This window comes from Phenylobacterium koreense (assembly GCF_040545335.1).
Lineage (GTDB): Bacteria > Pseudomonadota > Alphaproteobacteria > Caulobacterales > Caulobacteraceae > Phenylobacterium > Phenylobacterium koreense.
Map to the genome: position 1 here is coordinate 410244 of NZ_JBEPLU010000001.1, position 23231 is coordinate 433474.

The window sequence follows — 23231 nt, forward strand, 5'->3', positions numbered from 1 at the left end:
GACAAGCTGACCGGATATTCCGGACCGACAATGGAGACAGACATGCCGCAGCCCAAGCCGCTCGCCCGCTTCGAGTTCGAGGAAACCGAAGAAGGCTACGTGCTGACGATCGGGGCCGAAGGGGGCGAGAGCCTGACCCTGGAAGTCACGCCCGAGCAGATGGACGTCATCATCGACGCCCTGAATGACGTGCTGGGCGGCGACGACGAATTCGAGGACGACTAGGCGGGGCGCCCTCGTGGGCGCGTCAGAACTCGTCTTCGATCGCCGCGCGGAACTGCTCGAAGACTTCGGCGGCGCGTTCGTCGGTGGGTTGCTCGGGTTCGGGCTCGGGCTTGGGCGCGGCGCCGCCGAGGATGCGGCCGGCCACTGCGCCGCCCTGGACGAGCAGCAATTCCTCCCCTTCCTCAAGGCTGAGAAGAAGCTGGGCCAGCTTGGGCGAAAGGTCGTCTAGGTCGATGCGCTTCATGACGCGCGGAATTTAGCCGTGCTGCGAAGGTGACACCAGGGCGCACCAGCCCTAGACCATGGCCAAGACGAATGGAGAGCGCATGGCCTACCGGTCGCTGAGGGAGTTCATCGCCAGGCTCGAGGCGGCCGGCGAACTGGTGCGGGTGAGCGAGCCCGTATCAAGCGTGCTGGAGATGACCGAGATCCAGCGCCGCCTGCTGGCCAAGGGCGGGCCGGCGGTCCTGTTCGAGAACGTGATCCGGGCCGATGGCGAGCGTTCGTCCATGCCCTGCCTGGTGAACCTGTTCGGCACGGTGAAGCGGGTGGCCATGGGCGTGACCCTGGAGGGCCGCGAACGGGAGACCGCCTCCGACCTGCGCGAGGTCGGCGAACTGCTGGCCTTCCTGCGCGCGCCCGAGCCGCCGCGCGGGCTGAAGGACGCCTGGGACATGCTGCCGCTGGCCAAGACGGTGATGTCCATGCGGCCGGCCACGGTGAAGAAGGCGCCGGTGCAGGAGGTGGTCTGGACCGGCGACCAGATCGACCTTTCCAAGCTTCCCATCCAGACCTGCTGGCCGGGCGAGCCGGCGCCGCTGATCACCTGGCCGCTGGTGGTCACCAAGGGGCCGTCGGAGGACCGTGAGGACGACTACAATCTCGGCATCTATCGCATGCAGGTGCTGGGCAAGGACCGGACGATCATGCGCTGGCTGGCCCATCGCGGCGGGGCGCAGCACCATCGGCGCTGGAAGGCGGCCGGCAAGCCGGACGCCCTGCCCGCCTGCGCGGTGATCGGCGCCGACCCGGGCACGATCCTGGCGGCGGTGACTCCGGTGCCGGAGACGCTGTCGGAGTATCAGTTCGCCGGGCTGATGCGCGGGGCGAAGGTGGAGCTGGTCCCGGCCAAGACCGTGCCGCTGCTAGTGCCGGCCAACGCCGAGATCGTGATCGAAGGCCACGTCATGCTGGACGAGTACGCCGACGAGGGTCCCTACGGCGACCACACCGGCTACTACAACTCGGTCGAGAAGTTCCCGGTGTTCAAGGTCAGCGCGATCACCATGCGCAAGGACCCGATCTATCTGACCACCTTCACCGGCCGGCCGCCGGACGAGCCGAGCGTGCTGGGCGAGGCCCTGAACGAGGTGTTCATCCCGCTGATCCGCCAACAGTTTCCGGAGATCGTGGACTTCTGGCTGCCGCCGGAGGGCTGCTCCTACCGGATCGCCGTGGTCTCGATGAAGAAGGCCTATCCGGGCCACGCCAAGCGCGTGATGATGGGCGTCTGGAGCTATCTGCGGCAGTTCATGTACACCAAGTGGGTGATCGTCGTGGACGACGACATCAACGCCCGCGACTGGAAGGACGTGATGTGGGCCATGTCCACGCGGATGGACCCGGCGCGGGACATCACAGTCGTGGAAAGCACCCCCATCGACTATCTCGACTTCGCCTCGCCCGAGAGCGGCCTTGGTTCCAAGATAGGCCTAGACGCCACCAACAAGTGGCCGCCGGAGACTAAACGCGAATGGGGCGAGAAGCTGGGCATGGACGAGGCCACCGTGAGGGCGGTCAGCGAGAAGTGGTCGAGGCTCGGCCTGCCTGGAGACGGGGAGCCGGTTTAGGGCGATTTGGGGAAACCTCCCCTGGCGGGGAGGCCCCCTCAGTCGGCAAGGAGGCGTCGTTGAGGCTTGTTCCGCTTGTCCTGGCCGGTCTGGCCGTCGCCTGCTCGCCGTCCGGAGGCTCAAGCGCGCAGGCGCCGAAAACTGCCGCGGCGACCGCCTCGCCCGCCGCCGGGCCACGGCTGTCGCTGCCGATCGCTTGCACGGTAGGATCGACCTGCGAGGTCCAGAATTATGTCGACCTCGACCCCGGCCCGGGCGTGAAGGACTACCGCTGCAGCAGCAACACCTATGAGGCCCACAGCGGCGTCGACATCCGCCTACTGGACATGAAGGCCCAGGCGGCCGGCGTGGACGTGCTGGCCGCGGCGGCCGGCACGGTGGCGCGGCTGCGGGACGGGGTTCCCGACATATCCATCCGCGAGCGCGGCAAGGCGGCGGTGAACGGCCAGGAGTGCGGCAACGGCGTGGTCATCAGCCATGGCGACGGCTGGGAGACCCAATACTGCCACCTGGCCCAGGGCAGCGTGAAGGTGAAGGTCGGCGACCAGGTCGCCGCCGGCGCGCCGATCGCCAAGGTCGGACTGTCGGGGCAGACGGAATATCCGCACGTGCACCTCACCGTGCGCAAGGACGGGGTGATGATCGACCCGTTCGCGCCGAACCTGGCGCCAGGATCATGCGACGGCGCGGCCGCCGGCGGCGGGATGTGGACGCCGCAGGCCGCCAAGGCGATGGCCTACAAGGCCGGAACGGTGCTCAACGCCGGCTTCGCCGCCGCCCCGGTGAGCATGGCCAGCATCGAGGCGGGCGCCCTGCCCCGCCCGACCACGACGAGCCCGCTGATCGCCTATGTGCGCGCCATCAACCTGCGTGGCGGCGACGTCCAGGAACTGACGCTGACCGGCCCGGACGGCAGGGTGCTCGCCACCAGCGCCCAGCCTCCGCTGGATCGCGCCAAGGCCCAGTACATGTTCTTCGTCGGCAAGAAGGCGCCGGCGGCCGGAGCCTGGGCCAGGGGCCGCTACACGGGCGCCTATGTCGTGCGACGGGATGGCCAGACGGTGGTCAGCAGGACCTTCGCGATCGAGCTTTAGCCTCGCCCAGGCTTGCCCTTTCGGTGAATCCGCGCCCAACTGCGCCACTTCGCGGGGGCGAAAGGACATCTAGGCATGAACACGGTGACGTCAGGTCACGCGGCCGCGCTTTGGGTTGGGCTGCACCTGATCCTGTTGCTGATCCTGTCGCTGCTGGTGGTCCGGCAGAGGCGGAAACACAAGGTCGCGCTGGGCGACGGCGGCATACCCGAGCTCGAGCGGGCGATCCGCGCCTTCGGCAACGCCACCGAGTACATACCCGCGGCCCTGATCGGCATCGCCGTTCTGGCGGTGGTCGAGGCGCCGGCGCTGGCGGTGCACCTGACCGGGTTCCTGCTGTTCGCCGGCCGGGTGCTGCACGGCTTCGGCCTGTCGCGCAGCGGCGGGACCTCGCTGGCGCGGGCCATCGGGGTGACGCTCACCTGGCTCGCCTACGTGTTCGCGAGCGTGGCGCTGCTGTTCTACGCGATCGCCTGAGGCAGGAGGGCGCGGGCGGCTTTCAGCTACCCCTGCCCCTCATCAGACCCGCTGCGCCGGCTACCTTCTCCTGCAAGGGGAGAAGGACGAATTCTCATATGCGGTCGCCCTGCCTTCTCAGGCCTGGTCGCGCTTGGCCTGGGCCTTCTTGGTCGCCTGGGAGACGCTGCCGACCTTGGCCGGAGCGGTCTTCGACGAGACCTTCCGGCTTTCGACCTGGCGCATGCCCTTGCCGGCGGTGCGGCCGGGCTTGGGGACGGCGGGCGGCGGATTGGCGAGACGCATGGCCAAGGCGCGGCGCGCGGCGTCGATGTGGGCCTGCTTGACGCCCTCGACCCGCAGGCGGGCCGCCCGGCTGTTCACGCGCCGGAGCGCGGCGGAGAAGACCTGCTTGCGCTCGCGGGGGCGGTCGGCCGTGCCGGGAAACGACCCGCCGCGGGGTTCGGCCTTGCCGCGCACCTCGCGGGACTTCTGGTGAGCGAGGCTGCGCTCCTTGCCGCGCAGGTCGCGCAAGCGGCGCTTGGCCTCGACCAACGCCTTGGCGTCGAGCAGGTCGAGCGCCGGACGCCGCGAACTCTTGATCAGCTCGGCCTCGTCGTGGCTGAGCAGGCTCAATTCCCTTCGATTGTTGATGGACACGGCAGACCCCTCTTGTCGCGCAATCATGGTTGATACGGAACGCGCCCCGCCCGGCCAGGTTGCGCGCGACGTCCGAAAGGCGTTTCCCCTTACGCCAGCGGGCCCTAAGCTAGGCGGATGATCCGACATGTTCGCCCGGCCGATCACGCCGCCATCCGTTCCGTCGTGGAGGCCGCCTTCGGCCGCGTTGACGAAGCCGACCTGATCGAGCGCCTGCGCGCCGACGGCGACGTCATGTTCGAACTGGTGGCGGAAGAGGTCGGCGAGATCGTCGGCCACATCCTCTACAGCCGCCTGTGGGCCGACAGCGTGAACCTCTATGCCGCCCTCGCCCCGCTGGCGGTGGTTCCCGGGCGTCAGAAGGCCGGCATCGGATCGCGCCTGGCCCTGGCCTCGATCGAGACGGCCAAGGACTTCGGCGCCCATGCGGTGCTGGTGCTGGGTCACCCCGAATACTATCCGAAGTTCGGCTTCAGCCGCGCCGCCGCGGCCCTGGTGAAGTCGCCCTATTCGGACAGCCCGGCGATGATGGCGCTGGTGATCGAGGACGGCGCGCTCGATGAGCCCGTCCTCGTGGCCTATCCGAACGCCTTCAGCTAGTTCTGCGAAGCCTGGACGGAGCCCGGCGCCGACGCAGCGGCCTCCGGCGCAGCGGCGGTTTCGGCGGGCGCCGATTGCGCCGCCTCCATGGCCGCCAGCGAGCGGTTGATCTCGCGGACCTCCTCGGGGGTCGGCTTGCGGCGGGCGGCGTAGAGGGTGCCGAGCACGCGGGTGCGCTCGCCGCCGGACGCGCTCGCATCGGCGACATTGTAGGTCCGCACCTCGCCGGCGACGGCGAGCGTCACCTGGCGGCCGGCGCCTATGCCCTGGCCTTCCGGATCGAGCAGGCCGTTGGTCCGCGCATCGAGGCTGTCGAGGATGGCCGGCGAGATATAGGCCTCGCCGCCGGCGTAGCGGCCGGTGAAGGCCGCCGGCTCGCCCCAGGGACCGGTCCAGCGATAGAAGATGTGCAGGCCGACCTGCTTCATCTTCACCAGGGTCGGGGCCCAGTAAGGGGCGACATAGTTGGCGTGATAGTGGGTGGCCGACCCCACCGTCTTGTTGACGTGGCCCTCGAGCGCGCGGCGCGCGACGGCCTGGGCCCGGCGCCAGGCGGCGGGCTCCGGCGCATAGCGGAGCGAGCCGTCGCAGGTGAAGCTGAACTGGCAGCCGGTGGGCCGGGCCGCACCCTGATAGACCACGGCGCAGACCGACTTGGGATAGGCTGGATGGCGGACACGGTTGAGCACCACCTGGGCCACCGCCTCCTGGCCGAGCTCAGGCTCGCGGGCGCTCTCGTAGTACACCGCGTCGGTCAGGCACTTCAGGGCGCGGGCCGCGTCCTGACCGCCGGCCTTGAGCACGAAGGGGCGCATCGGCCGGATCGGAAGCTTGGAGAAGGCGCGCAGGGAGTTGATCTCCTCGGCGCTCTCGGCGGTGGTCGCCTCGACGCCGAGGTTCGGGAGTTGGCTGATGTCGAGGCTCGTCCAGCCGACCGTGCGCCCCCAGGGATCGGCCTGGCGCAGCACCGGATCGTGGCGCCGGGCGAGCGCCAGCATGGCCGGATCCATGTCGGCGGTCAGGCGTTGCAGGCCCCTATCGCTGAAATTGCGGGCCACGGTAGCGACGCCCGCGGCGCGCTCGTTCCGGCTGGGAGACACGCGCGGATTGGCGCACGCAAGCAGGACCACCGCCAGGGCGCAACTGGCGGCAAGGGCCCCAATAAGCCCCCGCTGAGAAAGGATCCGCGAGAGGTCCAGCTTCAAGGTCTCACAATGGTCAGGCCAGGCTCCATGCAGCCGCAAGCAGGCAAAATAGGGGCCAAGCGGGGCAAGATCGAGTATTGCGTGGGGTCCGGGCCGCTCCCATGCTTGTGCGAGCCGGTTCAAGATTCGCCGGTTTCGTAGGAGCGGCCGTTGCGATGACGCCCGCCGGTTCGCAGTTTCGCTTCATTCCCAGGCGCTCGCCGGCCTTCGCCGTGGCGCTCGCCATCAGCGTCGGCGCCATGGCCGCAGCCATGGGGATACGCGGCCTGTTCGCCGGTTGGGACACCGCGCTCGCCCTGTCGGTCACCCACTTCCCCGCCTTCGTGGTGGCGACGCTGTTCGGCGGCCAGCGATGGGGATGGGCGAGCCTGGCCGGGGCGCTGGCCATATCGCTGCTGGCTCGCGGCGGCATCTCCGACAACCATGCGGGGGTGGTGCTCTACGCGCTCTCGGGCGCGGTGACGGTGGCGGTGGGGGCGGCGCTGCGCGACATCGTCCTGCGGCTGGACGAGGCCCAGGCGGCGCTCGACCGCAGCGAACAGCGCCTCCAGCTCGCCCAGGAAGCCGGCGAGGTCGGACTGTGGGACTGGGACGTCGAAACCGGCCAGGGCTACTGGTCCCCGACCCTGCTGCGCAATCTCGGCCTGCCCGTTTCCAGCGCCGCCAGCATCAGGACCTTGCTGGACGTGGTGCATCCGGACGACCGCCAGATGGTCCGGGCGGGAAACATCCGGGCCATCAGGACCGGGCGCATGGCGCCCATGGAGTACAGGATCGTCCGGCCCGACGGCGAGGTGCGATGGCTGCTGTCGCGCGGCGAGATGCTGCAAAACGGCGTCGGCCGGATCGTCCGCGCGGTCGGGGTGAACATCGACATCACCGAGCGGCGATACGCTTTTGAAAAGGTTCGCGAAAGCGAGGCTCGCTTCCGCACGCTGGCGGACAGCGCTCCGGTGCTGCTGTGGGTCTCCAGGACCGACGGCGTGCGGGAGTTCGTGAACGAGGCCTATGTCGAGTTCCTGGGCCGGCCGTTCGAGGAAGCGCTCAGGTTCGACTGGCGCGAGCGGGTGCACCCCGGCGACCTGGAGCGCGTCCTGAAGGAGCAGATCGCCGGCGAGGCCTCTCGCCAGCCGTTCACGCTGGAGGCGCGATACCTGCGCGGCGACGGCGCCTGGCGTTGGATCCGGTCGGTGTCACGGCCGCGCCATGGCCCCGGCGGCGCCTTCGCCGGCTTCGTCGCCATCGGCATCGACATCACCGATGCGCGCCAGGCCGAAGAGAACCTGAAGAGCATCAACGACCTGCTGGCCGAGCGGGTGGAGGCGGCGCTGGCCGAGCGCGACGAGGCCAACGCCCGCCTGCACCACGCCCAGAAGCTGGAAGCGGTCGGCCAGCTCACCGGCGGCGTCGCCCATGACTTCAACAACCTGCTGACGGTGATCACCGGAGCGCTGGACCTGATCCAGCGGCGGCCGGACGACGTGGAACGCCGCACGCGGATGATCGAAGCCGCCCTGGGCGCGGCGTTGCGGGGGCAGCGCCTGACGCAGCAGCTCCTGGCCTTCTCCAGGCGCCAGGCGCTCAAGCCCCAGGCGATCCGCGTGGACGAGCTGCTGCTCGAGAGCGAGCCGCTGCTGCGGAGGGCGATCGGCGAGACCGCGCTCTTCGAGCTGGCGCCGGGCGCGGGCGACGCGACGGCGATGCTCGACCCCGGCCAGTTCGATGCGGCGATCATGAACCTGGCGGTCAACGCCCGCGACGCCGTACCGCCGGGCGGCCAGATCAGGCTGAGCACCGAAAGCTGCGAGCTGGCCGAGGGCGAGGTCCCCGACGTCGCGCCGGGCTCCTATGTCCGCATCCTGGTGGAGGACAACGGCGTCGGAATGGAGCCGGGCATCCTGACCCGCGTCTTCGAACCGTTCTTCACCACCAAGGACGTCGGCAAGGGAACGGGCCTCGGCCTGTCGCAGGTCTACGGCTTCGCCCGCCAGAGCGGCGGCGGGGTGACCATCACGACCGCGCCGGGAGAGGGCGCCCGCGTCAGCCTCTACCTGCCCCGCTGCCCGACGCCGCCGGCCAGGGCGGAGCCGCCCTGCGCCCCCGCCGAGGCGAACAGGCGATCCCTCAAGGTGCTGCTGGTCGAGGACGACAAGGAAGTCGGCGACCTGGTCGCGGCCATGCTGGAAGAGCTCGGCCACCAGGTGGTCCGCGTCGACGCGGTGGCGGCGGCCCTGGCCTGGCTGGAGAAGGGCGAGGCGCTCGACGTGATGCTGACGGACCTGGTGATGCCCGGCGGCCGCTCGGGCCTCGACCTCGCCAAGGCCGCCTGCGAGCTGCGGCCGGGCCTGCCGGTGATCCTTTCCTCCGGCTATACCGGCGAGGCGCTGGCGGCGGTCAACGACGCGCCCTGGCCGCTGCTGAAAAAGCCCTATTCGGCGGAAGTCCTGGCCGACGCTCTGGCCCGAGCGGCCGACCCGGAGACCCAGCCCGCCTGACCTGGCGTCAAGAGAAAGTGGGCTTGTGCCGCCCATTCCAGAGGTCTATATCATCAGTCGTCGGTTTTGCTCGTTTTGAGCATAATCACCTGACGCCGACGGGGCGCTGCAGATCTCCGCGGCGTTTTTTGAGGCCGATGAAATGCTCATTTTGAGCATAAGGAGGACGCCATGGCCGACGGTACGCAGTTTCCGTTCACGCCCGCAGTCGAGGCCGCCACTTCCCCTCTGTGGGAGAAGCTGAAGCATCACGTCACGCCGATGGAATGGCGCCTGCACGCGCCGCTGATCGCCGAGATCAACCGCCTGAAGCGCGAGAAGAACGCGGTCATCCTGGCGCACAACTACATGACGCCCGAGATCTTCCATGGCGTGGGCGACTATGTCGGAGACAGCCTGGGCCTGGCCAAGGAAGCGGCCAAGTCGGACGCGGCGATCATCGTCCAGGCCGGCGTGCACTTCATGGCCGAAACCTCGAAGATCCTCTCGCCGAAAAAGACCATCCTGATCCCGGACCTGACGGCCGGCTGCAGCCTCGCCTCCTCGATCACCGGCGCCGACGTGCGACTGATCAAGCAGCGCTATCCGGGCCTGCCGGTGGTGACCTATGTGAACACCACGGCCGACGTGAAGGCGGAGACCGACGTCTGCTGCACCAGCGCCAACGCCGTGCAGGTGGTCGAGCACGTCGCCAAGGAATGGGGCGTCGACCGGGTGATCCTGATCCCCGACGAGTTCCTGGCCCGCAACGTGGCCCGCCAGACGAGCGTCGGCATCATCGCCTGGAAGGGCCGCTGCGAGGTGCACGAGCGCTTCACGGCCGAAGACATCCTCGAGCTGAAGGCCGCCTATCCGAACGCGCAGGTGCTGGCCCACCCGGAATGCCCGGCCGAGGTGCTGGAGGTTTCCGATTTCGCCGGCTCGACCGCGGCGATGAACGATTACGTGCTGCAGAAGAAGCCCAAGCAGGTGGTGCTGATCACCGAGTGCTCGATGGCCGACAACGTGGCGGCCGACGCGGTGGACACCGAGTTCGTGCGCCCCTGCAACCTCTGCCCGCACATGAAGAAGATCAGCCTCGACAACATCTACGAGGCGCTGGTCCACAACCGCTTCGAGGTGACCGTCGACCCGGCGATCGCCGAGCGCGCGCGGCTGGCGGTGCAGCGGATGGTGGACCTGCCGCCGCCGGCGGTCCCGGCCCGCTACGACCTGGTCAAGGCCCGCCACCACGTGGACGTGGAACTGATCTAAGCGCACGGGCCCGCGTCCCGAGACGCCGGGCTCGCGCCGCTTCGCACCACAAGGAGGCGAAGAGCGAGTGGAACGCATCCAGCATGACGGCGTCCTGATCGTCGGGGCCGGCCTGGCCGGGCTTTCGGCGGCGCTGGCCGCGGCGCCGACCAAGGCGCTGGTGCTGACCGGCGCGCCGCTGAGCCAGGGCTGCTCGTCGGCCTGGGCGCAGGGCGGCATGGCCGCGGCGCTGGGCGAGGACGACGCGCCGGCCCTGCACGCCGCCGACACGATCGCGGCAGGCGCCGGGCTGGTCGATCCGGACATGGCCGAAATCCTGGCTCAGGAAGGCGCGGACGCCGTCCGCCGGCTGGCCAAGCTGGGCGCGCCGTTCGATCGCAACGAGGGCGGCGAGTTCGCCACCAGCCTGGAGGCGGCCCACTCGCGCGCCCGCGTCGCGCGGGTCAAGGGCGACCAGGCCGGACGAGCGATCATGGATGCGGTGATCGCGACCGCGCTGTCGGCGCGGCACGTCTCGGTGCGCGCCGGATGCCGCCTGCGCGGGCTGCTGCGCGACGCCCAGGGCCGAGTGCGCGGCGTGCTGGCCGAGGAGAACGGCCGGCCGATCGAGATCGTCGCCCCCGCCACGATCCTGGCCACCGGCAGCGTCGGCGGCCTCTATGGCGTAACCACCACCCCCGCCGAACTGCTGGGCGAGGGCCTGGCGGCCGCAGCCCTGGCCGGCGCGACCGTCGCCGATCCGGAGTTCGTGCAGTTCCACCCGACCGCCATCGACATCGGCCGCGATCCCGCGCCGCTGGCGACCGAGGCCCTGCGCGGCGAAGGCGCCAAGCTGATCGACGGCGAAGGCCGGCCGTTCATGGAGCGCTACCACCCGAGCGCCGAGCTCGCCCCGCGCGACGTGGTGGCCCGGGCGATCCATGCCGAGCGCGAAGCCGGGCGCGGCGCCTTCCTGGACGCCCGCGAGGCGGTGGGCTCGCACTTCCCCGAAGAGTTCCCGGCGGTGTTCGCCGCCTGCCTGTCCGGCGGGGTCGATCCGAGGGTGGCGCCGATCCCGGTGGCGCCGGCCTGCCACTATCACATGGGCGGGATCGTCACCGACGCCGACGGGTGCACTGACCTGCCCAACCTGTTCGCAGCGGGGGAATGCGCCTCGACCGGCGTGCATGGCGCCAATCGCCTGGCGTCCAACTCGCTGCTGGAGGCCGCCGTGTTCGGCGCACGTGCGGCGCGGGCGGCCAGGGAGGTCGTCGATCCCAAGACGCGGCCGCTGCGCTGCACGCCGGCGCCCGAGCTGCCGCCGAAGGCCCTCGCCGAGCTGCGCGCCGCCATGAGCCGCGACGCGGGCGTGGTCAGGGACGCAGCCGGCCTGACGCACCTCGTCGCCCTGATCGACCGGCTCGAGGCCGCGCACGGCAAGGCGCTGCCGCTAGCAGCGGCCCGGCTGGTGGCCGAGGCGGCGCTGGCCCGGGGCAAGAGCCTTGGCGCGCACTTCCGATCCGACGGGCCGGCGGACGACGATCCGCAGCGGACCTTCATCAATCTCGCCTCCACAGAGACGCGCGTCGCGGCCGAATGACAGCTCCCATCCCTGACATCCTGATCCAGCCCGTGGTTTCAGCGGCGCTGGCCGAAGACCTTGGCCGCGCGGGCGACGTGACCGCCCAGGCCTGCATCGACGCGGACGCCCGGTTCTCCGCGGTGTTCGGGGCCAGGCAGGGCGGCGTGGTGGCGGGGCTGGCCTGTGCGCGGCTGGCGGTGCTGGCGCTGGATCCCGACGCCGTGTTCGAGGCGAGTGTTTCCGACGGCGCCAGGGTCGCGCCGGGGATGGTGCTGGCGAAGGTCACGGCCAACGCCCGCGCCCTGCTCTCGGCCGAGCGGACGGCGCTGAACCTGCTCGGCCGGCTGTCGGGGGTCGCCAGCCTGACCGCGGCCTATGTGGACGCCGTGGCCGGGACCAAGGCGCGCATCGCCGACACCCGCAAGACCACGCCAGGCCTGCGCCACCTGGAGAAGTACGCCGTCCGCTGCGGCGGCGGGCTGAACCACCGCTTCGGCCTGGATGACGCGATCCTGATCAAGGACAACCACGTCGCCGCCTGCGGCGGTGTCGCCCAGGCCCTGGAACGGTCGCGCGCGGCGGCCGGCCACCTGATGAAGATCGAGGTCGAGGTGGACAGCCTGGACCAGCTCAAGGAGGCCCTGCCCTATCGGCCGGACGTGGTCATGCTGGACAATTTCAGCCTGGCCGACCTGGCGACGGCGGTGGGCCTCGCCGGCGGCCAGATGGTGCTGGAGGCCTCGGGCGGGGTGAACCTGCAGACCGTCCGGGCCATCGCCGAGACCGGGGTCGACGTCATCAGCGTCGGGGCCCTGACCCACTCGGTGTCGGTGCTGGACATCGGCCTGGATGCGGCCTGAAACGCCGGAACTAGGCCGGCTCCGAGCGGTTCCTTCTGTTCAGACGGAAAGGAACTCCCATGAGCAAGCCTCCTCCGATCCCCAAGGAGCAGCGGTCCTTTCGCGGCCAGCGCCCCGACATCCAGGGCAGCGGACAAGACCGCCGGGACGCCAAGACCGGCCTGCAGTCGCCTGACCAGGGCGACGGCGACGTGAACCTTCGCAGCCAGGGCCGTCAGGGCAATATCCACCAGAACGTCGACACCGTTCACCACAAGACCCAGGACCGCTAGTCATGCCAGGCAAGCATCCGGCGACCGAGCGCTGGGGCGGGCCAGGCGCCAGCCACGAGAACGCCAAGCGTCCTCCGCCTCCCAAGCAGGATCCCCGCGCCCCCGGCGAACCGACCAACACGCCTTACAGCCACGTCTCCGGCGGCGGCGGCGAGCGCGACCGCCATCATGCCCACGACGTGAAGGGCAAGCGGGACACCGAGGAAAACTCGACGCAACGCCGTAAGCCGTGAATGGGCGGGACTGGCGGCCCGGCCATGACGAACCAACGGGATGACTTCTCTCACCCCTCATTGGCAGGGAGGTCGCCGTCGAGCCGTTAAACGTATTTTGCGTATTGCGCCCGACACTTCCGGCGGGGAGTTCGGGCGGCGTAATGAAGTTTGCGGTTTTTGAGTTCGACGAAGGGTTCGACGGCGTGGCGCGTGCGGCGCGGCGGATGGGACCGTCGCGCTGCGCGACGGTGGCGCTGTACTCGGTGCTGGTGGCGCTTACCCTCTCCCCTGTCTTCGCGGCCGGCTGGGCGAGCCTCTTCCTCATCGCCGAGGGATGGAGCTGGTGGGCGACCAGACCGCACATGCGCGGCGTCCCCACGACCGCCCAACGGGTTTGGTATCTCGGCTCGGCCCTGGCCCTGAACCTCGTCTGGGTGGGGCTCGCCCTCGCCTACTGGTTCGCCGCCTTCGCCGGGTCGGAATACTTTGCGCTGCTGATCTGGTCGGCCCTGCTGTTCAACGGCATGAGCCACGCCTACCGCTCGCCGCTGGCCTCGCTGATCTTCGGCGGGCCCAGCGCGCTCTGCATATGGCTGACTCCGCTGCTCGCCCCGCGCTTCCATGGGGCGGAGCAGGTCTTCGTGGCGGCCGGCGCGACCATCTATGTGGGCTATGCGATCATCTCTGCGTCGAGGGCCGTGCAGGCGGCGCACAACCTCGCCGCCGCACGCCGGGAGCTGGAAGCCCAGACACGGGACGCCCAAGCCGCCAATCAGGCGAAGTCGGCCTTCCTGGCCATGATGAGCCACGAACTGCGCACTCCGATGAACGGCGTGCTGGGGATGGCCCACGCGCTGGAACGCACCGAGCTCGACCTCAGGCAGCGGCAATACGTCGAGACCCTGCTGAGGTCGGGCGGCGGCCTGATGACCATCCTCAACGACGTGCTCGACCTGGCCAAGATCGAGAGCGGCAAGTTCGACATCCAGACCCGCCCATTCGAACTGCGCCAGGCGGTGATGCGGGCCAGCGACCTGTGGGCTCAGGCCGCGTACGAGAAGGGACTGGCCTTCACCTGCGAGGTCGAGCTGCCGGCGGGGCAATGGCGCACGGGCGACGACGCCCGCCTGCGGCAGATCCTGCAGAACCTGCTCTCGAACGCGGTCAAGTTCACCAGCGAGGGCGAAATCCGCCTGATGGTGCGATCGGCCCTGGAAGACGGGATCATGTTCACTGTGTCGGACACTGGCATGGGCATAGACGAGGCGGTCATAGGCCGGCTTTTCCAGGGCTTCAGCCAAGCCGACACCAGTATCTCCAGGCGGTTCGGCGGCACCGGCCTGGGCCTGGCGATCTCGCGGGAGCTGGCGCGGCTGATGGGCGGCGACATTCGGGTCGAAAGCCGGCTCGGCGAAGGCTCGCACTTCACGCTGACCCTGCCGCTGGCCCCGGCCGATCCGCCGGCGCCCCAGCCGGCGGACGCCGCCGGGGCTCCGGTGACTCAGCAGCTACAGGTGCTGGTCGTCGACGACAATCCGACCAACCAGGAGGTCGCCCGCGCCCTGCTGGAAGCCATCGGCGCCCTGGTCGACACCGTCTCCAGCGGCCTGGAGGCCCTGGCCTCGCTGGAGGCGCGCCAGTTCGACGTGGTGCTGATGGACATCCACATGCCCGGCATGAACGGCATCCAGACCCTGGAGGCTATTCGCGCCAGCGGCCGGGCGTCCCTGCCGGTGGTCGCCCTCACCGCCGACGCCATGGCCGGCGAGTGCGACCGGCTGATCGCGCTCGGCTTCAACGGCTATGTGAGCAAGCCCATCGAGCCGGCGGCCCTGGTGCGGGTGCTGACGCACTGAGCGTCAGGACACGGCGTTCAGTCTGTCAGCGGCGGCCTGCGCCGCAGCCACGCGAGTCTCTACGGCCGGGCTCAGCCTGGCCTTGACCACGGCCAGCACCTCGGGCGAGGCGAGCTCGGGGCGGCCCGACTGGAACGGCGGCGACGGCGCGTATTCAAGACCAAGCTGGATCGCCTGGGCGAAGCTTTCGCCGGCCAGTTCCGCGGCGACCACGAAGGCGAAGTCCAGGCCCGCGGTCACCCCGCCGCCGGTGATGACATCGCCGTCGCGGACCACCCTGCCCTCGTCGACGATGGCGCCGAAGGGCCGCAGGAGGTCGCGCCAGGCCCAGTGGCAGGCCGCCCGCTTGCCGGTCAGGAACCCGGCGGCGGCGAGGATCAGGGAACCGGTGCAGACGCTGGTGAGATAGCGGGCGCCTCCGCCCAGCCTGCGGATCTCGTCCATGAAGGCCTCGTCCAGCATGGCGTCGGTCGCGCCGAAGCCGCCAGGCACGCAGAGCAGGTCGCAGCGCTCGACCTTCGCGAGGTCGGCGAGGCCGGTGAAGGTCAGGCCCTCGGCCTCCACGTCCGCGCCGCCCATGGAGGCGACGAGCACGTCCGTGTCGGGCAGGCGCGAGAGCACCTGATGCGGCCCGGTGAAGTCCAGGTGGGTGACGGCCGGATAGAGCGGGATGACGATCTGCAGGCGGGACATCGCTGTTCCTCGTAAGTTGACCCCGTGAGGATGCGGCGCCTAAGGTTCGGCAGAAATGACGATCTTCCCTCGTTTACCGCCATGCCCAGAACGCTGAACATCCTGGTCTTCCCCGACTTCCAGATCCTGGACGCCACCGGTCCGATCGCGGCCTTCGAGATCGCCGCGCGGTTCGCGCCCGGGGCCTATCAGATCAGGCTGGTGGCGCTGGAGCCGGGGGCGACGAGCTCGTCGTCGGGCGTGAGCCTGATGGCCGAGGGGCTTCCGGACGAGGCGGCCCACACGCTGATCGTGGCGGGCGGCGACGGGACGCGGCCCGCCATCCGCTGCGAGCGGACGATCGGCTGGCTGCGCCAGGCCGCGGCCGGAGCCTCGCGCACGGCCAGCGTCTGTTCCGGCGCCTATCTGCTGGCCGAGGCAGGCCTGCTGGACGGGCGGCGGGCGACCACCCATTGGCAACGCTGCGCGGACTTCGCGCGGCGCTATCCCAAGGTCGTGCTGGAGCCGGACCGGATCTTTATCCGCGACGGGTCGATCTGGACCTCGGCGGGGATCACCGCCGGGATCGACCTTTCCCTGGCGTTGATCGCCGAGGATCTGGGCGAGGACGTCGCGCGGGCCGTGGCCCAGCAGCTCGTGGTCTATTACCGGCGCCCGGGCGGGCAGTCGCAGTTCTCGGCCCTGCTGGAAATGGGTGGCCAGGGCGGGCGGTTCGCGCCCCTGCTCGACTGGATGCGGGAGCGGCTCGATACGCCCTTGAGCGTCGAGAGCCTGGCGGCGCAGGCGGCCATGAGCCCGCGCAACTTCGCGCGCGCCTTCGTCGCCGAGGTCGGGGTCACGCCGGCCAAGGCGGTGGAACGCCTGCGGCTGGAAGCGGCGCGCATCCAGGTCGAGGACTCCGCCGCGCCGATCGACGCCATTGCGCGCCTGACCGGCTTTCGCGATCCGGAGCGGATGCGGCGGGCTTTCATGCGCGCCTTCGGACAACCGCCGCAGGCCCTGCGGCGGACGGCGCGCGCGTAAGCGTCAGTTCACCCCGACCAGGGCGACCGTGGGCGGGGTCTTGAGCTCGACCGACTGGACCGGCTGCACCAGCTTGGGCGTCTCCTTGGCGGCCTTCGAGGCCTCGACCTTGAGCGGCGCGGTCTTCAGGACGGCCGCCTGCAGCGTCTGGGATATCTGGATGTTCTGCGGCGGCGGCGCGGCCGTCAGGCTGGCGTAGACCACCCGATCCTCGGCCTTGGGCGCGACGCTCGGGGCGGCCCGGCCCGGACGGTAGAAGACGTGCATCCCGACCTCCGCGGTGCGGATCAGGCGCGGCCCCCAGTTCGGCGCGACGTTGACCGTGTGGAAGTGGGTGGCGGCGCCGACGCCCGGCACGACCTTGCCGGCGAGCGCGCGGCTGGCCACGCGCCCAGCCCGAGCCCAGGCGGCCGGCTCACGGCCACGGCGCATCGAGCCGTCGCAGGCGAAGCTGAACTGGCAGCCGACGCGCTTGCCCGCGCCCTGGAAGACCACGGCGCAGACGCTCTTCGGGAAGGCGGGATTACGGACGCGGTTGAGCACGACCTGGGCCACGGCCGCCTGGCCGGCGGGCGTTTCGCCCCGCGCCTCGTAATAGACGGCCTGGGTGAGGCATTCGAGCTCGCGCGAGCCGTTGAGCGCACCGCGCGTCGATGAACTCTGCGCCGGGGCGGCGTTCAGGCGGATCAACTGCGCCGGACTGCCGGCCGGGCGATCCTGATAGGCGGCGATGATCGAGTTCTGACGATCGCGCTGGGCCGTCTCGGCTCCGATGAAGGAGTCGTGCCGCGCGGCTAGCTTCAGCATGCCGGGCGACATGGCCTCGGCCTGCCGCTGAAGGACGTCCTCGGAGAAGCCGCCGGCCGCGGCGTCCGCGATGCGCGAGGCGCGAGCATGGTCGGTCGCCGTGCGGGCCATGCCGCCGGCCATGTAAGCTGCGCCAAGAGCCAGGCCGAGGCCCGAGCCGATCAATGCGGCGCATGTAGACGCGCGCCAATCGGCGCGGGCCTTGGATACCAGTTTCAAGAAGATCGTGTCCCGTGTGGCGAGGGCGATGCGCCCCCCGACATCGTCGCCACGGTGCGCCCCTGCTCATGCTGGCGGCGTCGCGGCAGAGAGCCTGTCGATTACACGTGGAGTGACAGGCTACGGCGAAGTTGGCGCGACTTATCGCTGCCGTGGAGGCTCAAGGCAAGGCGCTATTGCGTCGCAGGCCTTATTTTTTTGGAATCTGTTAACCGTCGAAGGGAAATTCGAAGGAACCTTGACTGGGTCTTTCCGTTGCTACGGCGACGCTGTTTGGGGCTTTGGAGTAGCCAGATGCAAAAGACGTTCGGCCTGATCGCAGCGGGCTTGCTGATGACCCTGCTGACGGCCTGCGGGCACAACGTCGAGCAGCGCGCCGCGACCGGCGCCGTTGCTGGCGCCGTGGTCGGCGGGCCGGTGGGCGCAGCCGTCGGGGCCGGCGCCGGGGTGCTGGTCAGCAAGGCCACCGACCGCTAGGCCAAAACCAGGCCGCCACGGGAACGCCCAAATTCGGGCGTCAGACTGGCGCCGATGCTGAAGCAAGCGGTCCTCATCACGGTCGTCGCGAGCCTCGCGATGCCGGCTGCAGCCGCGTCGTCGTGGCGCGTCCAGCAGGCCTGCGCCATGCAAAGATACCTCCGCGCCACCCCGGCCTTCCCGACCGCGACCTGGGGCCGCCAGGCCTCAAACGTCTCGCTCGGCGGCGGCGGGCTATCGGCCAGCCGTCGCGAAGACGCCGCCGCCCGGGCCCAGTTCGACAGCGCCATGCGCTCGGGCCGCGCCTTCGCGGACCGCGCCGCCGCGCAACTGGCCCGCGAGAAGAACATCAGCCAGCAGGAAGCCTATCGCCGGATCGGCGCAGACGCAGGCCCGTGGCCACAGGTGACCGCCGTCCAGTGCCAAGCCCTCGAACGCCGGTCGCGGACGGCTGCGAACTAGCGGAAGCCTCGGTCTTAAAATAACTCGCCGTTCGAAGCGCTCTCCCTCCGAGAAGTCTTTCCGCTACTGCTGACGAGAACTGACACTCGGGCGCGCTAGCGTCCGGGCATGATCGATCCTACTTTGGCGTTCATGCCCCGTTCCGCACCGCCCAGCACGTCCGGCGTCGCCGACATGTCGGCCAGCTTCGACTACGACGAAACCGCCATGCCGATGCTGTGGAAGCCGCATCGCCCCGCCCGGCCGGAAAAGTCGGAAGGGGGGCGGCGCTTCAAGCTGGTCAGCGACTACGAACCGGCGGGCGACCAGCCCACGGCCATCGCCGACCTGGTGGAAGGCCTGGAGGGGCGCGAGCACGACCAGGTGCTGCTGGGGGTCACCGGCTCGGGCAAGACCTTCACCATGGCCAAGGTGATCGAGGCGACCCAGCGTCCCGCCCTGATCCTGGCGCCGAACAAGACCCTGGCGGCCCAGCTCTATTCCGAGTTCAAGGCCTTCTTCCCCGACAACGCGGTCGAGTTCTTCGTCTCGTACTACGACTATTACCAGCCCGAGGCCTACGTCCCGCGGACCGACACCTACATCGAGAAGGACTCCTCGATCAACGAGCAGATCGATCGGATGCGCCACTCGGCGACGCGGGCGATCCTCGAACGCGACGACGTGATCGTGGTGGCCTCGGTGTCCTGCATCTACGGCATCGGCTCGGTCGAGACCTATACGGCCATGACCTTCACGCTGGAGCCGGGGCAGCGCCTGGACGAGAAACAGTTGATGGCCGACCTGGTGGCGCTTCAGTACAAGCGCAACGACCAGGCCTTCGAGCGCGGCTCCTTCCGCCGCCGGGGCGACACCATCGAGATCTTCCCGGCCCACTATGAAGACCGCGCCTGGCGGATCTCGCTGTTCGGGGACGAGGTCGAGGCGATCAGCGAGTTCGACCCGCTGACCGGCAAGAAGACCGCCGACCTGCCGGGCATCAAGATCTACGCCAACAGCCACCACGTGACGCCTCGGCCGACCCTCAACCAGGCGGTCGTCCAGATCCGCGAGGAGCTGAAGGAACGGCTCGACTGGCTGGTGGCCAACGGCAAGCTGCTGGAGGCCCAGCGCCTGGAGCAGCGCACGACCTTCGACCTGGAGATGATCCAGGCCACCGGCTCCTGCGCCGGCATCGAGAACTACAGCCGCTTCCTCTCCGGCCGCCGCACCGGCGAGCCGCCGCCGACCTTCTTCGAATACATCCCCGAGAACGCCCTGCTGTTCGTCGACGAGAGCCACCAGGCGATCCCGCAGATCGGCGCCATGTACCGCGGCGACTACCGGCGCAAGTTCACCCTGGCCGAGTACGGCTTCCGCCTGCCCTCCTGCCTGGACAACCGGCCGCTCAAGTTCGAGGAGTGGGACGCCATGCGGCCGCAGACCGTCTCGGTCTCGGCGACGCCCGGGAACTGGGAGCTGGAGCGGTCCGGCGGCGTCTTCGCCGAGCAGGTGATCCGGCCGACCGGCCTGATCGACCCGCCGGTCGAGGTGCGCCCGGTCTCGAAGGACAATCACAGCCAGGTCGACGACGTCATCGCCGAGGCGCGCGAGACCATCGCCCGCGGCTATCGCACCCTGGTCACCGTCCTCACCAAGAAGATGGCCGAGGACCTGACCGAGTACATGCACGAGCAGGGCCTGCGCGTGCGCTACATGCACTCCGACATCGACACCATGGAGCGGATCGAGATCATCCGCGACCTGCGGCTGGGCGCCTTCGACGTGCTGATCGGGATCAACCTGCTGCGCGAAGGCCTCGACATCCCCGAGGTGGGGCTGGTGGCGATCCTCGACGCCGACAAGGAAGGCTTCCTGCGCTCGGAGACCTCGCTGATCCAGACCATCGGCCGTGCGGCGCGGAACGTGGACGGCAAGGTCATTCTCTACGCCGACAGCGTCACCGGCTCGATGGAGCGGGCGATGGCCGAGACCCAGCGCCGCCGGGAGAAGCAGGAGGCCTACAACCTCGAGCACGGCATCACGCCGGAAAGCGTGAAGAGCCAGATCAAGGAGATCCTGGCGAGCCCCTACGAGAAGGACCGGGTGCTGGTGCCGGTCGGCGTGGCCGAGGACTCCAAGCCGTTCGTCGGCGACAACTTCAAGGCCACCCTGCGGGATCTGGAGGCGAAGATGCGACAGGCCGCCGCCGACCTGGAGTTCGAAACCGCCGCGCGCCTGCGCGACGAGATCAAGCGGCTCAAGCTGCTCGACCTGGAGTTCGCCAACGACGCCCTCGCCGGCGAGGGCGAGGTGGGCGACAAGGAAGCGGTCAAGCGGGTCAGGGCCGAGGCGCGCGCGGAATCCGCGGCGCGCTTCAAGAAGGGACGGCGCTGAGGCGCAAGCGATTGTTTTCTAAAACAAACAGTCCCGGCTCAGAGCGCCCGGACGGCGCGCCTGTCACCCAAACTCCACACCCCGCCTCGCTGCGCGTTTCAGTCGTCAGTGACCGGAACCACGGCTGCGCTTCGCGCGTAGTCATGGGTGAAGAGGGGATAGCGGTCGAACGTGGCCCGTTGGGGGCTGCACCGCTGATGCGACCCCCTGGGGAAGAAGAAGATGACGCCTCCGCTTTCCGTGGTGGCCAATAACGCCGCCCCGTCGTCGACCAACGACCTGTCCGAACGCATTCGTCGACTGCAGGCCGAAGCCAAGTCGCTGGCCCGCGAACATGTCCACGCCCTTGAACAGGCCATCCTGCAGGTCGAGCGGCTGTCGGCCGAGATCGCCGACGGCGGCGACGCCTATCCGGCGGGCGTGCGCGAGCTTGCCCGTCGCCTGGCCGAAGACTGCGAGATGAAGGTCCAGACTCTCGAGGCCATATCCTCGCGCGCCTGACAGGAGAAACCGGGCCGCCGCCCTCCCCGCTGGCGCGAATCCTGCTGCTCAGTCCTCGGATTGTTCAGCTTTGGGAGCGTCGGAAATGGCGATGCGGACTTCAGCGGCCCTGAGCGTAGTGGCCGTAAACCAGATTCAGGCCGGGCCGAGCGTGGCCGACCAGATTCGCCTGCTGCAGGCCCAGGCGAAGGCCTTGGCGCGTGATCAGATCGGGGCGCTGGAAACCGCCCTGCTCCAGGTGGAGCGGCTGTCGGCGGAGATCGCCAACGGCGGCGAGGCCTATCCGGTCGGCATTCGCGAGATCGCCCGCCGGCTTGCCGAGGACTGCGAAGCGAGCGGCAATACGCTCAAGGCGATCGCCGGCCGGGCCTGAGGGGCGAAGGAAGGCTGCGTCACTCAAAATCACGGTGTCATCCCGGTTTGCAAAGCAAGACCGGGACCCATACGCGCCCGATCCCGATGGCGCGGCCTAGCCCATTCCTGAGAAATCCGGTGTTCATGGGTCCCGGTCTTCGGCCTGCGGCCGAAACCGGGATGACACGCAAGTTCAGCGGCGCTCCACGAGCCTAGGCGACGAGGTCGCGGAACTCGTGGCTGCGCCTCAGCCAGGCGGCAGCGTAGCCGCAGATGGGCGTGATCCGCAGGCCGCGCTGCCGGGCGTTGGTCGCGACAGCCGTCATCAGGCGGCCGGCCGCGCCCGAGCCGCGCAGGGCCGGCGGGCTTTCGACATGGTCGATATAGAGATGCTCCCCCGAGAGCCGATAATCGGCCCAGGAGGTCATGCCGTTTTCGACCATCTCGAAACGGCTTTCGGCGACGTTGTCGACGAGCTGGTTCATGATCCCTTCCGAACGCCTGAGAACCCGATCAGATCTAGTTAGACCAGTTCCACGGCCATCGCGGTAGCCTCGCCGCCGCCGATGCACAGGCTGGCGACGCCGCGCTTTCCGCCGCGGGCCTGGAGGGCGGCGATCAGGGTGGCGATGATCCGCGCGCCGCTGGCGCCGATCGGGTGGCCCAGGGCGCAGGCGCCGCCGTTGACGTTCAGCCTGGCCCGGTCGACGCCCATTTCGCGTTCGGCGATCATCGCCACGATGGCGAAGGCTTCGTTGACCTCGAAGAGATCGACATCGTCGACGCTCCATCCGGCCTTGCTCAGAGCCTTCTGCATGGCCGGCACCGGCGCGGTGGTGAAGAGGCCCGGCTCATGGGCGTGAGCCGCGTGGCTCACGATGCGGGCGGCCACGCTGAGGCCCAGGCGCTCGGCGATCGAGGCCCGCGTCAGCACAAGCGCGGCGGCGCCGTCCGAAATGGACGAGGCGTTTGCGGCGGTGATCGCCCCGTCCTTGCCGAAGGCCGGCCGCAGAGTGGGGATCTTGGCCGGGTCAGCCTTCAGCGGCTGTTCATCCGTGGAGACGGTCTCGGTTCCCTTGCGGCCGACGACCTCCACCGGGACGATCTCGCGGGAGAACGCGCCGTTCCGGGTCGCCGCCTTGGCGCGCTCCAGGGAGGAGATCGCGAACTCGTCCATCGCCTCGCGGGTGATCTGATAGGCGCGCGCGGTCTCGTCGGCGAAGGAGCCCATCAGCCGGCCGGGCTCGTAGGCGTCCTCGAGGCCGTCGAGATACATGTGGTCGAAGGCCGTGTCGTGGCCGATCCGGGCGCCGCCGCGATGCTTGTTCAGCAGGTACGGGGCGTTGGTCATGCTCTCCATGCCGCCGGCGACGATGATCTGGGCGCTGCCGGCCGCCAGGGCGTCGTGGGCCATGATGGCCGCCTGCATGCCCGAGCCGCACATCTTGTTGACCGTGGTGGCCTCCACCGACTTCGGCAGGCCCGCGCCCAGGGCGGCCTGGCGCGCCGGGGCCTGGCCAAGGCCGGCCGGCAGGACGCAGCCCATGAAGATCTGTTCGACGGCCTCGGGCGAGACACCGGCCCGCTCGACCGCGGCGCGCACCGCCGCCGAGCCGAGTTCGGTAGCCTTGACGGGGCTGAGCGCGCCCTGGAAGCCGCCCATCGGCGTGCGGGCATAGGCGGCGATGACGATCGGATCGGAGGTTTGGGTCATAC

25 protein-coding genes are annotated in these 23231 nt (G+C 69.6%); 18 read left to right on the top strand and 7 right to left on the bottom strand.

Translation table 11 applies throughout. The annotated features are described in order from the left end of the window. Positions 1-42 precede the first annotated feature (42 nt). Positions 43-225 (top strand): hypothetical protein, encoded by a 183-nt coding sequence (locus ABID41_RS02005; RefSeq protein ID WP_331931669.1) that lies wholly within the window; start codon positions 43-45, stop codon positions 223-225. A gap of 22 nt (positions 226-247) precedes the next feature. On the opposite strand, the gene ABID41_RS02010 is transcribed toward ABID41_RS02005, so the two are convergent. Beyond that, positions 248-469 (bottom strand): hypothetical protein, encoded by a 222-nt coding sequence (locus tag ABID41_RS02010; RefSeq protein ID WP_331931670.1) that lies wholly within the window; start codon positions 467-469, stop codon positions 248-250. A gap of 82 nt (positions 470-551) precedes the next feature. On the opposite strand from ABID41_RS02010, the gene ABID41_RS02015 reads away from it, so the two are divergent. The 3 genes from ABID41_RS02015 to ABID41_RS02025 all read left to right on the top strand — a co-directional run bounded on the left by ABID41_RS02015 (position 552) and on the right by ABID41_RS02025 (position 3646). Further along, positions 552-2075 carry a UbiD family decarboxylase gene (locus ABID41_RS02015; protein ID WP_331931671.1) on the top strand — a complete coding sequence of 508 codons (1524 nt, stop codon included), beginning with the start codon at positions 552-554 and terminating at the stop codon, positions 2073-2075. Positions 2076-2134: 59 nt separating this feature from the next. Continuing rightward, positions 2135-3169, top strand: coding sequence for a M23 family metallopeptidase (locus ABID41_RS02020; protein WP_331931672.1), 1035 nt, complete (start codon positions 2135-2137; stop codon positions 3167-3169). Positions 3170-3244: 75 nt separating this feature from the next. Further along, a complete protein-coding gene (locus tag ABID41_RS02025; protein WP_331931673.1) occupies positions 3245-3646 on the top strand; it encodes an MAPEG family protein in 402 nt (133 codons plus the stop codon). A 117-nt stretch (positions 3647-3763) separates the two neighbouring features. Here ABID41_RS02025 and ABID41_RS02030 read toward each other — a convergent pair whose 3' ends face one another. Then, a complete protein-coding gene (locus tag ABID41_RS02030) occupies positions 3764-4285 on the bottom strand; it encodes a hypothetical protein (RefSeq protein WP_354297105.1) in 522 nt (173 codons plus the stop codon). Positions 4286-4402: 117 nt separating this feature from the next. Here ABID41_RS02030 and ABID41_RS02035 point away from each other — a divergent pair, with 117 nt between their 5' ends. Then, a complete protein-coding gene (locus ABID41_RS02035) occupies positions 4403-4885 on the top strand; it encodes a GNAT family N-acetyltransferase (RefSeq protein ID WP_354297106.1) in 483 nt (160 codons plus the stop codon). Here the strand turns inward: ABID41_RS02035 and ABID41_RS02040 are convergent. Next, the gene (locus tag ABID41_RS02040) at positions 4882-5943 is read right to left on the bottom strand and encodes a cell wall hydrolase (RefSeq protein WP_354297107.1); all 1062 of its coding nucleotides are present in this window, start codon (positions 5941-5943) and stop codon (positions 4882-4884) included. The genes ABID41_RS02035 and ABID41_RS02040 overlap by 4 nt on opposite strands. A 302-nt stretch (positions 5944-6245) precedes the next feature. Here ABID41_RS02040 and ABID41_RS02045 point away from each other — a divergent pair, with 302 nt between their 5' ends. From ABID41_RS02045 to ABID41_RS02075, 7 genes are all read left to right on the top strand, one after another. After that, on the top strand, positions 6246-8585 hold the full coding sequence (locus ABID41_RS02045) for a hybrid sensor histidine kinase/response regulator (RefSeq protein ID WP_331932837.1): 2340 nt from the start codon (positions 6246-6248) through the stop codon (positions 8583-8585). Between the two features lie 171 nt (positions 8586-8756). After that, positions 8757-9839 carry a quinolinate synthase NadA gene (gene nadA, locus ABID41_RS02050; protein ID WP_331932838.1) on the top strand — a complete coding sequence of 361 codons (1083 nt, stop codon included), beginning with the start codon at positions 8757-8759 and terminating at the stop codon, positions 9837-9839. A 67-nt stretch (positions 9840-9906) separates the two neighbouring features. Continuing rightward, positions 9907-11418 carry an L-aspartate oxidase gene (locus tag ABID41_RS02055; RefSeq protein WP_354297108.1) on the top strand — a complete coding sequence of 504 codons (1512 nt, stop codon included), beginning with the start codon at positions 9907-9909 and terminating at the stop codon, positions 11416-11418. After that, entirely contained in the window at positions 11415-12260 is an 846-nt protein-coding gene (gene nadC, locus ABID41_RS02060; RefSeq protein WP_354297109.1) for a carboxylating nicotinate-nucleotide diphosphorylase, read from the top strand. Before ABID41_RS02055 ends, nadC begins: the two co-directional genes overlap by 4 nt. 59 nt (positions 12261-12319) lie before the next feature. Next, positions 12320-12532 carry a hypothetical protein gene (locus tag ABID41_RS02065; protein WP_331931690.1) on the top strand — a complete coding sequence of 71 codons (213 nt, stop codon included), beginning with the start codon at positions 12320-12322 and terminating at the stop codon, positions 12530-12532. A 2-nt stretch (positions 12533-12534) separates the two neighbouring features. Next, positions 12535-12765: a hypothetical protein gene (locus ABID41_RS02070; protein WP_331931689.1), complete on the top strand. Its 231-nt coding sequence runs from the start codon at positions 12535-12537 to the stop codon at positions 12763-12765. 143 nt (positions 12766-12908) lie between these two features. Then, positions 12909-14603 carry an ATP-binding protein gene (locus tag ABID41_RS02075; protein ID WP_331931688.1) on the top strand — a complete coding sequence of 565 codons (1695 nt, stop codon included), beginning with the start codon at positions 12909-12911 and terminating at the stop codon, positions 14601-14603. Positions 14604-14606: 3 nt separating this feature from the next. Here ABID41_RS02075 and ABID41_RS02080 read toward each other — a convergent pair whose 3' ends face one another. After that, positions 14607-15296, bottom strand: a complete 690-nt coding sequence (locus ABID41_RS02080) for a DJ-1/PfpI family protein (protein WP_331931687.1) — start codon at positions 15294-15296, stop codon at positions 14607-14609. An 81-nt stretch (positions 15297-15377) separates the two neighbouring features. On the opposite strand from ABID41_RS02080, the gene ABID41_RS02085 reads away from it, so the two are divergent. Further along, positions 15378-16319, top strand: a complete 942-nt coding sequence (locus tag ABID41_RS02085) for a GlxA family transcriptional regulator (RefSeq protein WP_354297110.1) — start codon at positions 15378-15380, stop codon at positions 16317-16319. 3 nt (positions 16320-16322) lie between these two features. Here ABID41_RS02085 and ABID41_RS02090 read toward each other — a convergent pair whose 3' ends face one another. After that, positions 16323-17345: a cell wall hydrolase gene (locus ABID41_RS02090; protein WP_354297111.1), complete on the bottom strand. Its 1023-nt coding sequence runs from the start codon at positions 17343-17345 to the stop codon at positions 16323-16325. Positions 17346-17639: 294 nt separating this feature from the next. On the opposite strand from ABID41_RS02090, the gene ABID41_RS02095 reads away from it, so the two are divergent. The 5 genes from ABID41_RS02095 (at position 17640) to ABID41_RS02115 (ending at position 21534) form a co-directional block, all read left to right on the top strand. Then, positions 17640-17822, top strand: a complete 183-nt coding sequence (locus tag ABID41_RS02095) for a hypothetical protein (protein ID WP_354297112.1) — start codon at positions 17640-17642, stop codon at positions 17820-17822. 54 nt (positions 17823-17876) lie between these two features. Further along, positions 17877-18284, top strand: a complete 408-nt coding sequence (locus tag ABID41_RS02100; RefSeq protein ID WP_354297113.1) for a hypothetical protein — start codon at positions 17877-17879, stop codon at positions 18282-18284. Positions 18285-18416: 132 nt separating this feature from the next. Continuing rightward, entirely contained in the window at positions 18417-20660 is a 2244-nt protein-coding gene (gene uvrB, locus ABID41_RS02105) for an excinuclease ABC subunit UvrB (RefSeq protein ID WP_331931794.1), read from the top strand. A gap of 222 nt (positions 20661-20882) precedes the next feature. Next, positions 20883-21161 carry an exodeoxyribonuclease VII small subunit gene (locus ABID41_RS02110; protein ID WP_331931792.1) on the top strand — a complete coding sequence of 93 codons (279 nt, stop codon included), beginning with the start codon at positions 20883-20885 and terminating at the stop codon, positions 21159-21161. An 85-nt stretch (positions 21162-21246) separates the two neighbouring features. Beyond that, positions 21247-21534, top strand: a complete 288-nt coding sequence (locus tag ABID41_RS02115) for a hypothetical protein (protein WP_331931791.1) — start codon at positions 21247-21249, stop codon at positions 21532-21534. A 193-nt stretch (positions 21535-21727) separates the two neighbouring features. Here ABID41_RS02115 and ABID41_RS02120 read toward each other — a convergent pair whose 3' ends face one another. Both ABID41_RS02120 and ABID41_RS02125 read right to left on the bottom strand, forming a co-directional pair. Then, entirely contained in the window at positions 21728-22000 is a 273-nt protein-coding gene (locus ABID41_RS02120) for a GNAT family N-acetyltransferase (protein ID WP_331931790.1), read from the bottom strand. A 38-nt stretch (positions 22001-22038) separates the two neighbouring features. Next, complete coding sequence (locus ABID41_RS02125) at positions 22039-23229, bottom strand: acetyl-CoA C-acyltransferase (protein ID WP_354297114.1); 1191 nt, start codon at positions 23227-23229, stop codon at positions 22039-22041. Between the last annotated feature and the right edge of the window lie 2 nt (positions 23230-23231).

Excerpts from the sequence above, each read along its gene's own strand:
- ABID41_RS02120 (WP_331931790.1), bottom strand. The coding sequence starts at position 22,000 with ATGAACCAGCTCGTCGACAACGTCGCCGAAAGCCGTTTCGAGATGGTC.
- ABID41_RS02045 (WP_331932837.1), top strand. The coding sequence starts at position 6,246 with ATGACGCCCGCCGGTTCGCAGTTTCGCTTCATTCCCAGGCGCTCGCCG.
- ABID41_RS02035 (WP_354297106.1), top strand. The coding sequence starts at position 4,403 with ATGATCCGACATGTTCGCCCGGCCGATCACGCCGCCATCCGTTCCGTC.
- ABID41_RS02015 (WP_331931671.1), top strand. The coding sequence starts at position 552 with ATGGCCTACCGGTCGCTGAGGGAGTTCATCGCCAGGCTCGAGGCGGCC.
- ABID41_RS02080 (WP_331931687.1), bottom strand. The coding sequence starts at position 15,296 with ATGTCCCGCCTGCAGATCGTCATCCCGCTCTATCCGGCCGTCACCCAC.
- ABID41_RS02125 (WP_354297114.1), bottom strand. The coding sequence starts at position 23,229 with ATGACCCAAACCTCCGATCCGATCGTCATCGCCGCCTATGCCCGCACG.
- nadC (WP_354297109.1), top strand. The coding sequence starts at position 11,415 with ATGACAGCTCCCATCCCTGACATCCTGATCCAGCCCGTGGTTTCAGCG.
- ABID41_RS02085 (WP_354297110.1), top strand. The coding sequence starts at position 15,378 with ATGCCCAGAACGCTGAACATCCTGGTCTTCCCCGACTTCCAGATCCTG.
- ABID41_RS02095 (WP_354297112.1), top strand. The coding sequence starts at position 17,640 with ATGCAAAAGACGTTCGGCCTGATCGCAGCGGGCTTGCTGATGACCCTG.
- uvrB (WP_331931794.1), top strand. The coding sequence starts at position 18,417 with ATGCCCCGTTCCGCACCGCCCAGCACGTCCGGCGTCGCCGACATGTCG.
- ABID41_RS02100 (WP_354297113.1), top strand. The coding sequence starts at position 17,877 with ATGCTGAAGCAAGCGGTCCTCATCACGGTCGTCGCGAGCCTCGCGATG.
- ABID41_RS02025 (WP_331931673.1), top strand. The coding sequence starts at position 3,245 with ATGAACACGGTGACGTCAGGTCACGCGGCCGCGCTTTGGGTTGGGCTG.
- ABID41_RS02075 (WP_331931688.1), top strand. The coding sequence starts at position 12,909 with ATGAAGTTTGCGGTTTTTGAGTTCGACGAAGGGTTCGACGGCGTGGCG.
- ABID41_RS02005 (WP_331931669.1), top strand. The coding sequence starts at position 43 with ATGCCGCAGCCCAAGCCGCTCGCCCGCTTCGAGTTCGAGGAAACCGAA.
- ABID41_RS02010 (WP_331931670.1), bottom strand. The coding sequence starts at position 469 with ATGAAGCGCATCGACCTAGACGACCTTTCGCCCAAGCTGGCCCAGCTT.
- ABID41_RS02065 (WP_331931690.1), top strand. The coding sequence starts at position 12,320 with ATGAGCAAGCCTCCTCCGATCCCCAAGGAGCAGCGGTCCTTTCGCGGC.
- ABID41_RS02070 (WP_331931689.1), top strand. The coding sequence starts at position 12,535 with ATGCCAGGCAAGCATCCGGCGACCGAGCGCTGGGGCGGGCCAGGCGCC.
- ABID41_RS02110 (WP_331931792.1), top strand. The coding sequence starts at position 20,883 with ATGACGCCTCCGCTTTCCGTGGTGGCCAATAACGCCGCCCCGTCGTCG.
- nadA (WP_331932838.1), top strand. The coding sequence starts at position 8,757 with ATGGCCGACGGTACGCAGTTTCCGTTCACGCCCGCAGTCGAGGCCGCC.
- ABID41_RS02115 (WP_331931791.1), top strand. The coding sequence starts at position 21,247 with ATGGCGATGCGGACTTCAGCGGCCCTGAGCGTAGTGGCCGTAAACCAG.